General features: G+C 51.9%; 8 protein-coding genes. 2 read left to right on the top strand and 6 right to left on the bottom strand.

Annotated elements, in window-relative coordinates; genetic code table 11:
- Nucleotides 1-114 precede the first annotated feature (114 nt).
- Both ABYP39_RS15625 and ABYP39_RS15620 read left to right on the top strand, forming a co-directional pair.
- Nucleotides 115-1,218 carry a DUF2855 family protein gene (locus tag ABYP39_RS15625; RefSeq protein WP_372783464.1) on the top strand — a complete coding sequence of 368 codons (1,104 nt, stop codon included), beginning with the start codon at nt 115-117 and terminating at the stop codon, nt 1,216-1,218.
- A 3-nt stretch (nt 1,219-1,221) separates the two neighbouring features.
- The gene (locus tag ABYP39_RS15620; protein ID WP_372783462.1) at nt 1,222-1,863 is read left to right on the top strand and encodes a glutathione S-transferase family protein; all 642 of its coding nucleotides are present in this window, start codon (nt 1,222-1,224) and stop codon (nt 1,861-1,863) included.
- A 50-nt stretch (nt 1,864-1,913) separates the two neighbouring features.
- On the opposite strand, the gene ABYP39_RS15615 is transcribed toward ABYP39_RS15620, so the two are convergent.
- The 6 genes from ABYP39_RS15615 to ABYP39_RS15590 form a co-directional block, all read right to left on the bottom strand.
- Complete coding sequence (locus ABYP39_RS15615) at nt 1,914-2,357, bottom strand: PaaI family thioesterase (RefSeq protein WP_372783460.1); 444 nt, start codon at nt 2,355-2,357, stop codon at nt 1,914-1,916.
- A gap of 22 nt (nt 2,358-2,379) precedes the next feature.
- Nucleotides 2,380-3,225: an enoyl-CoA hydratase/isomerase family protein gene (locus ABYP39_RS15610; RefSeq protein ID WP_372783458.1), complete on the bottom strand. Its 846-nt coding sequence runs from the start codon at nt 3,223-3,225 to the stop codon at nt 2,380-2,382.
- Between the two features lie 88 nt (nt 3,226-3,313).
- Nucleotides 3,314-5,101, bottom strand: coding sequence for an acyl-CoA dehydrogenase C-terminal domain-containing protein (locus ABYP39_RS15605; protein WP_372783456.1), 1,788 nt, complete (start codon nt 5,099-5,101; stop codon nt 3,314-3,316).
- 36 nt (nt 5,102-5,137) lie between these two features.
- Nucleotides 5,138-5,935 carry an SDR family oxidoreductase gene (locus ABYP39_RS15600; protein WP_372783454.1) on the bottom strand — a complete coding sequence of 266 codons (798 nt, stop codon included), beginning with the start codon at nt 5,933-5,935 and terminating at the stop codon, nt 5,138-5,140.
- 30 nt (nt 5,936-5,965) lie between these two features.
- Nucleotides 5,966-6,895: a haloalkane dehalogenase gene (locus ABYP39_RS15595; RefSeq protein WP_372783452.1), complete on the bottom strand. Its 930-nt coding sequence runs from the start codon at nt 6,893-6,895 to the stop codon at nt 5,966-5,968.
- 37 nt (nt 6,896-6,932) lie between these two features.
- Complete coding sequence (locus tag ABYP39_RS15590; protein WP_372783450.1) at nt 6,933-8,090, bottom strand: glutathione S-transferase family protein; 1,158 nt, start codon at nt 8,088-8,090, stop codon at nt 6,933-6,935.
- Nucleotides 8,091-8,129: the final 39 nt, after the last annotated feature.

Below are 8,129 nucleotides of genomic sequence, written 5' to 3'. Positions count from 1 at the left end.
CCCTTCAGTATCGACAACCTGCTAAACGATGAAAAAGCCCAAAAAGAATTCACCCAAAACGCTGACAAACTGCTGCAGAAATAACACGCTGCAAGAAGGATCTAGGAGAAAACTATGACCCCATGTACCGAGCTGTGGGTAGACCGAAGCAATTTCCGTAAAACCAAAATAGTTAACGAGCCGCTGCGCTCGATAGATAACGGCGAGATTGTTGTTGCCATAGACAAGTTTGGCCTCACTGCCAATAATGTCAGCTATGCGGTTTCCGGTGATTTTATTGGTTACTGGAAGTTCTACCCCGCCACCGATAACTGGGGCAAGGTCACCGTATGGGGTTGCGCCGATGTCATTGAGTCGCGCTCCGACGACATTGCAGTGGGCGAGCGACTCTACGGCTTCTTCCCGATGAGCAGCCATACCATTTTGCAACCGGGCAAGGTCCGCGATGACAGCTTTATCGACATTGCGCCCCATCGCAAGGAACTCCCGGGTACAGGCCTATATAGCACCTATCGTCGTACCCAGAACGAACCCGAGATTGTCCAGCAGTTTGAGAATGAGCGCTGCCTGTTGTTTCCATTGATCGCCACCGGCTACGTTCTGTATGACTATCTGATCGACAACAATTTCTTCGGCGCAGAACAGGTCGTTATCGGATCGGTTTCATCGAAAACCGGTTTTGGCCTCGCGACCTTGCTCCACGACGACCCTAATGTCTCTCAGAAAATTGTTGGTGTAACCTCCGAGCGCAACGCCGGGTTTGTGGATTCACTGGGATGCTGCGATCAAATCGTGACCTATGGCAACGAGACCGAGATCGATCCTTCTGTGCCAACTGCCTATGTGGATATGTCAGGCGATGTGAAATTAACCCAGGCTCTGCACAATCACGTGAAAGAAAATATCGTAGAAAGCTCGATGGTCGGTGCCAGCCACTGGGAAGAAGGCGGTAAGGCCGGTGAACTGCCTGGGGCCAAACCAACCTTTTTCTTCGCGCCCGCCCAGATCGCCAAACGCGAAAAGGACTGGGGACCCGGTGTACTCATGATGAAAGCGATGGAAGCGACTTTCACGATCTCCGGCAAAGTGAAGAACATTATTCAGGTCGAATGGTCCACCGGAGCAGAAGCCGTAGACCAAAGCTGGCACAACTTGTTGGACAACAAAGTTCCGGGCAGTGTCGGCATTATGGCTTCACTGGTCTCTGGCAAGGAGTAAGCAATGATAAAAATACATGGCGTATACGGTTCGCCCTTTGTTCGCAAGGTATTGGTATTACTGGATATAAAGAAGGTTCCGTACGAGCTTGTACCCCAAATGCCTTTTGCGCGTGACGAGAACTTTCAGAAGCTCAACCCTCTAGGCAAGATTCCCACGTTGGTGGACGGAGATCTGACTCTGGGAGACTCGAAAGTTATCTGCCGGTACTTGGAAAGCGCCTACCCCGATACACCGCTATATCCTGCCGACATCAAGGATCGTGCCCGCGCTGACTGGTACGAAGATCTTACCACCGGACCGGTCGCAGAATTGGCGGCGGGCATTTTCTTTCAGCGCTTTATGCGGCCCTTCGCGTTCAAACAAGAACCTGACGAGGAGCTGGTGGCCAAGATCATCGACAAACAGCTGCCACCACTGCTCGATTATCTTGAGGGTATAGCACCTGCTGATGGTTTTGTGTTCGGTGACTTTTCAATGGCCGATATGAGTATTGCCAGCCCCTTTTACAATGCGAGTTATGCTGGCTATGAAGTTGACGACAAAAAATGGCCCAAGCTCGCCGGACTGATAAGCCGAGTGCGGGATATTCCAGAGGTAAAAGCTATCCTGGAGAAAGAAGCGAAAACTCTGGGTTTGAGCTGATTTGAATACCGGCAGGGGCTGAATACTCAGCCCCTGCCATGCCTCGATGTTCAGGAGTACCCTGGCACGTCCGCTAACGCCATCTTGCTTCGCATGAAGATACCGTTACCTCGCCCGATTTCTCTTCCTTTTTCGTCGTAAACCACAGATTCAGCAATGAACTGGCTTTTATTGCTGTTAACCACTTTTCCTACTGACTTCAATTTGCCACTGGAGGCAGGACGGGTGAGGTAAGTGGTGAACGATGTGGTTAGCACAAAGAATTCCGGCTCCAGCGAATTGGCCGCAAAAAACGCCGCGTCATCCAACATCTTGAAGTAGACCGAGCCATGAACAGCACCGGCCGAGTGGAAGTGCTTTTCACACGCTTCTATTTCTATCACGGCCTCACCTTCGCTCACCACCATCTCTGGCAGATAAAAGGCATTGATTGGGGCGGCCTTGTACATGGAGGCAAGCGCGAGGTAATGATCCTGCGCAGACTTTTGAGACATGGATCAATGGCTCCTGAATAATTTAAAGGAATCGTCCCCAGAGCGGGCGCAGGGCACCCAGTGTGTAAAACATTGCCGCCGAGCTCTTCTTGTTCTTGCGCCACATAAACCGCGCCTGTTCCTTGAAAAACGGTGCGCTCAGAAAAGCATCGGCCAACTCGACTGATTCTTTGGCATTAACGGCTTTCAGCTCATTCAGCTTGCTGCCCGCGAGAAAAGACCGGGGTTCATTTTTCTCAACCCACCCTCGAGCGATCTTGAAAGCTTCGCTCTGCAGTTGATCGTCAGGCACCACCCACTGAACCAGACCAACCTCCAAGGCTTCTGCTGCCGTGGGCTTCCAGCCTTCAGGACCCAGCATGCGCTGCGCATTCGCCTCACCCATCAGACGCGGAAAATGGATGCTTGAACAGCCCTCGGGTTTGATTCCCAATGCTGCAAACGGCGTTGAAAATGTCGCTTTTTCTGAGGCAATAATCCCATTACATAACGTTGCGGAGGTTACGCTGGCACCAATAGCCGGACCATTCATGGCGACAAGTATCGGCTTGGGGCAATCGAGAAAGGTTTCAAAGAGTGCCTGATTATTGCTGACAATCATCTGATGGAGCTTTTTGGGCGACATCAGTGACAGTGTGCCGCCCAGATTCACCCCGGCCGAGAAGTAACGACCTGTGCCGGTGAAAATAATAGCTTTCACTGCCTCCGTAGCGGCAGCTTTGCGAAACGCTTCCTGGAAGCTATCCATCATTTCCCGCGTCCAGCCGTTAAGCTTTTGCGGGTTGTTCATAGTGATCGTAGCAACACCCTCTTTAAGGGTGGTTTGGAGATAGTTGGCGGACTCGGCCGACAGATTCAAATCATTCACAGGTATACCCCGTTAGTTGTATGAACCGACTGTTTCAAAGCCCGCCAGTATAACCTCCAATACAGTGCTTATGCGATGCTGTCTGATTTCAGAATGCTGAGGATTCGAGTTTCATCAGGCTATCGCTAGAGGCCTTGATTGTCATGGCGTGTACCGTCGTGCGGGGTAATAAACGTTCGAAATAGAACTCGGCCGTCGCCAGTTTCGATTCATAATAGGTTCGGTCATTCGTGCCATTCGTCAGTGCGTTATGCGCTGCCGCTGCAGCCTTGGCCCAGCACCAAGCTAGTGTTACATAGCCGATATACATCAGATAGTCGAAGGCTGCAGCACCAACGGCGTCTGCTTCGCCATTCATTGCACGCTCGCCAATACTGCCGGTCAGCGCCTGCAATTCGTTGCTCAAGGTTTCGACTCGTTCAACATATGAAGCGATCTCGCCGGTACGATGTTCCGCGCAAAAAGTATTAATCTCTGCCACGAAGGGCTCGAGAATCTTGCCGCCGGAGGCCAGAATTTTTCGGCCCAGTAGGTCCAGGGCCTGAATGGTATTGGTGCCCTCGTAGATCGCCGTGATGTGCGTATCCCGGTATTCCTGCTCAAGCCCCCACTCGCGTATAAACCCATGACCACCCAGCACCTGCAGCCCGTTTTGGGTAGCTTCCATACTGACTTCAGTCAAAAAGCCTTTGGCAATCGGGGTTAATACCGCCAGCATCGTATTGGCGTGGTCTTTTTCTTCCTGGTCAGTCGCACGGTGAGCAATATCAGAATACAGGCCGCAGATATGGTTAAGAATTCGACCACCCTCCGCCAGTGATTTCTGCATCAGCAACATGCGACGAACATCTGGATGAGCAATGATGGGATCAGCAGGTTGATCAGGTAGCACGCGCTTACTGGCGCGCATCTGAATACGTTCCTTGGCGTAAGCCAGTGACTTTTGATAGGCCACCTGCATATGGGCCTGCCCTTGAATCGCAACACCCAGTCGAGATTCATTGATAAAGGTGAACATATTGGCCATGCCTTTATTCGGCTCGCCAATCAAAAAACCACGGGCGCCATCAAAGTTCAGCACACACGTGGCGTTGCCGTGTATGCCCATTTTTTCCTCTATAGATCCACAACTTACGCCGTTACCCTCTCCCAGGGAGCCATCATCATTGACTATGATTTTGGGCACGATGAAAAGTGAAATACCTTTTACACCGTCCGGCGCATCGGGTAGGCGTGCCAATACGAGGTGGATAATATTGTCGGTTAAGTCATGCTCACCGGCCGAGATAAAAATCTTGCTACCGGTAATACTGTAGCTACCATCGTCGTTGGGGGCGGCTTTGGTACGAAGCAGCCCCAGATCCGAGCCGCAATGGGCTTCGGTCAGGCACATGGTTCCGCTCCACTGACCGCTTACCAGTTTTTCAAGAAAAATATTTTTCTGTTGCGCTGTGCCGTGCGCGAGGATGGTTTCAACCGCCCCACCCGACAAAGTCGGATACATTGTCCAGGCATGGTTGGCCGAGAACAACAATTCGTTTATGGCAAAATTAAGTGAACCCGGCAAACCCTGCCCACCGTATTCTTCGGGCATGGGCAACCCCGGCCAGCCTCCCTCAACAAACTGTCCGTAGGCCTCTTTGAATCCCCTGGGAGTCTTCACGGCGCTATCTTCCCAATGACACCCCTCGTGATCACCGACAGCGTTAAGTGGGGCAATTTCCTGCTCGGCAAATTTTGCCGCTTCCTCCAGAATCGCCGAGACAAGTTCTTCATTGACCTCGTCGGCACCAATCTTTTCACAATGACGTGGGTAATCGAGTACCTCATTCAGACTGAATGCAATATCGCGTAAGGGCGCTTTGTAGTCGCTCATGTCACAGGCTTCCTTTGGAATAGGTGTAAATTGAGGTTAATGCTTTAAAAATAAGCGGCGATACAGCGCGGGTGAAACACGCTTCACTCGCCACATCCAACGACTCGCGCGGTGTGGAATCACCATAAATTGCTTGCGCTGCACAGCCGAAAATACTTGCCTTGCAATGTCATCAGCGCTGATCGGCGATTTCTCCATCTCGGCTTCCAGAGCACCAAGAAGCTTGGGATTATCAATGGACGCACCTTGCGCGATACCTGTTTTAAACATCGCTGGACACACTACCGTCACGCCGATATTACTGGGCTTGAGCTCTACCAGCAGAGTTTCCGATAAACTGATAACACCTGCTTTAGTCGCATTATAGGCAGCCATATAAGGGGTATTGGCAACTCCGGCTATTGACGCGATATTAACGATATGGCCACTGCCCTGTTGCTTGAATAGCGGCACAAAGAAGTGACAACCACGCACAACGCCAAGCAGGTTTATTTCTACCAGACGCTGCCAGCGGTCTAAAGGCTCTTTATGAATAGCGGCCATCGACGCTATTCCAGCGTTGTTGATCAACACATCGAGTCCGCCCCACTCGGCTTCACACAGCTCACGTAGTTTGATCAGTTCGCTTTCTACGGTAACGTCACAGCGTGCGGATAGCACATCCCCGCCCCGTGCTTTCATGCGCCCTGCAAGCGCTTCAACGGCATCGCGATCAACATCACACAGCGCGACTTTCCAGCCCTGTTTGACAAACTCGCTGGCTAACGCGCTGCCCAACCCGCCAGCCGCTCCGGTTATCAAAACCCGGCTCTGGGAAACGTCGGGATCAGGCACGACGGGCTTTCCCGTTAATGTTCACAGCTTTCACTCTCCACAAGCCACTTTCTTTTCTGTGGCCGCGAGGAAGCGAGTTACTTCTATTACCAGCTCGTCCGCTTTTTCTTCCTGAATAAAGTGACCACCGCCTTCAATAATCTTATGAGCTTGCCCTTGAGTGCCCGGCACATAACGCTGAAGAATCTTATCGTAACCTCGGGTCACCGGATCACGATCACCGTAAAGCGTCAGAAAGGGCTTATCAAAGGTCTTAAGCCGCGCCCAGGTCTCGCGATTAATGCCTACCTCGGGATGGTCTGGAAACACGGTAATCAACAAGGGAAACTTTAAGATACCGACTTGATATTTCCGTGAAGGGAAAGGCGCTTTCTCGTAGGCCGCGTATTCCTGAGGTGTCAGCTTGCGCTGCAGTGTCCGCCTGAAAACCAGACGCCAGGGGAAGAATGGCGCATAGCGCATACCTGCCTGCCAGAAGCGCAGAAATGAATTTGTGCCCTTCCCCAGAGGCAACCCGGTATTGGACGCGATTACCCGATCAAAACGCTCCGGGTGATGGGCCACCAAATGTAAACCCAAGGTCCCGCCCCAATCTTGACAGAACAGCGTAATATTTTTCAGATCATTGGCGAGGAGCCACTTCGTCATCCAGTCGCAATGTCTGGCCAGCGAATAGTCCTTTTTACTTGCGGGCTTGTCGCTGCGGCCGCAGCCGACCAGATCAAGTGCGATAACCCGGCGGCCCGTCTTAAGCAAGCCAGGAATCATGTGCCGATACAGGTAGCTCCACGTCGGATTGCCGTGCATCAGCAGGATAGGTTCAGCGTCGGCCGGTCCTTCGTCGATGTGGTGTATTCGCAATGGCGTACCGTCATCGGCCTGTATCGTCGTGTAATGCGGCGCGTAATCAAAATCCGGAAGTCCTTCAAAACAGCTGTCCGGCGTTTGCAATACTTTCATCGAAATAGTCCTATGTGCGTTAGGAGCCTCCCAGCAATTACTGGGGTTGCCCCCACACTTCAATATGCTGTTCACGTTCAACGCGACGCGACGCTTTTAGGCACAACAACGGCGCCAGCCCCAATGGCTCAAAAAATTCGCTGGCACGAGCCTGTGCCTTCGCCGGGAGCTTATCGTAGTAGTCAGTAATTCGTTGCAACATATACAAGCGGTAAGGTACTGCCATCCCGCTAACAGTCTCGCCCCGAAATCGATACTGCATCATATCGAGCACTTTGATATGGGGCTTAGCGGTGACGCATTGGCCTTGGGGGTCATCTATCGATTGCGCAAGATGATCATTCACCACATCAACTGTCTGCTGCAGTTCCGGCAAGAAGTCTTTTGCAACCAGCGACAACAGGTGCGTCAAAGTTGCGGGTAATGCATCCTCATCAAACAGACATTCCTCGTAGGGGCCAAATTCAGGCATATCGCGGTCCGGCGCCTGCATGCGCTCAAGCCAGCGGTACACGCGCTGGGCTTTACTTTTCATAAGGGCGCTGGGATAGGGATCTCTGCCGCAGTGCGCATACAGCGGCGCGAACAAGCCATAATCAGCGACTGTGGGCAATCCACCCAACAAATAAGGATGGGAGCTGAAATGCTCATCGAGTAAAGTGAGCACATCGTCAAACTGGGCTTCAATCAACGGTGCAGTATCGCCCGTGATACCCATCATGGGGAGATAATTTCTCATTGGCGCCATGCCGGCTTCAGCAATCGCCAAAACAGTCTCCTGACTTTCGCCGGGCACGATGTGATCACCAAACTCTCGCTGTAAAAAAGCTTCATTGTCGTTGGGGAAATTCCAGCGAAAATGCATCGCCACCTTGAACAGTCCCTCACTCCCAAAGAGATCAATAATCAAAGCCGTCAGTCGCTGAATGGGCGTTGATGGATAGACTGAAAAACGACGATCAGCCTGGCTCTCGAAATGGTCAATGATATCAACCGAATCTTGAATTAGCGTGCCATCAGCCAGCTTTACCACGGGGACTACTCGGCGTTTTATGGCTGGGAATACCTGCTCTTTGCATTCTGCACTTCCCGGCATGCGCTCATCAAAAGGGATGTGCTGCTTGCGCAGATACGAGCGCACTTTGCCGGTAAACAGTGACATGGGGGCGCCATAGAGTACGATTGGATTGGCCATAACTCAGTCGCCCAGTTTGATCATCAGCTTGCCATTGTT

Origin of the sequence: Litorivivens sp., assembly GCF_041625495.1 — a bacterium.
In the GTDB taxonomy this organism is placed as follows: domain Bacteria; phylum Pseudomonadota; class Gammaproteobacteria; order Pseudomonadales; family Spongiibacteraceae; genus Litorivivens.
The sequence above is the reverse complement of the archived record's forward strand: the minus strand, read 5'-3'. Positions and strand labels throughout refer to the sequence as shown.

Bases quoted from the DNA above. Each gene is read 5' to 3' on its own strand.
- ABYP39_RS15625 (WP_372783464.1), top strand. From the start codon at position 115: ATGACCCCATGTACCGAGCTGTGGGTAGACCGAAGCAATTTCCGTAAA.
- ABYP39_RS15620 (WP_372783462.1), top strand. From the start codon at position 1,222: ATGATAAAAATACATGGCGTATACGGTTCGCCCTTTGTTCGCAAGGTA.
- ABYP39_RS15615 (WP_372783460.1), bottom strand. From the start codon at position 2,357: ATGTCTCAAAAGTCTGCGCAGGATCATTACCTCGCGCTTGCCTCCATG.
- ABYP39_RS15605 (WP_372783456.1), bottom strand. From the start codon at position 5,101: ATGAGCGACTACAAAGCGCCCTTACGCGATATTGCATTCAGTCTGAAT.
- ABYP39_RS15595 (WP_372783452.1), bottom strand. From the start codon at position 6,895: ATGAAAGTATTGCAAACGCCGGACAGCTGTTTTGAAGGACTTCCGGAT.
- ABYP39_RS15590 (WP_372783450.1), bottom strand. From the start codon at position 8,090: ATGGCCAATCCAATCGTACTCTATGGCGCCCCCATGTCACTGTTTACC.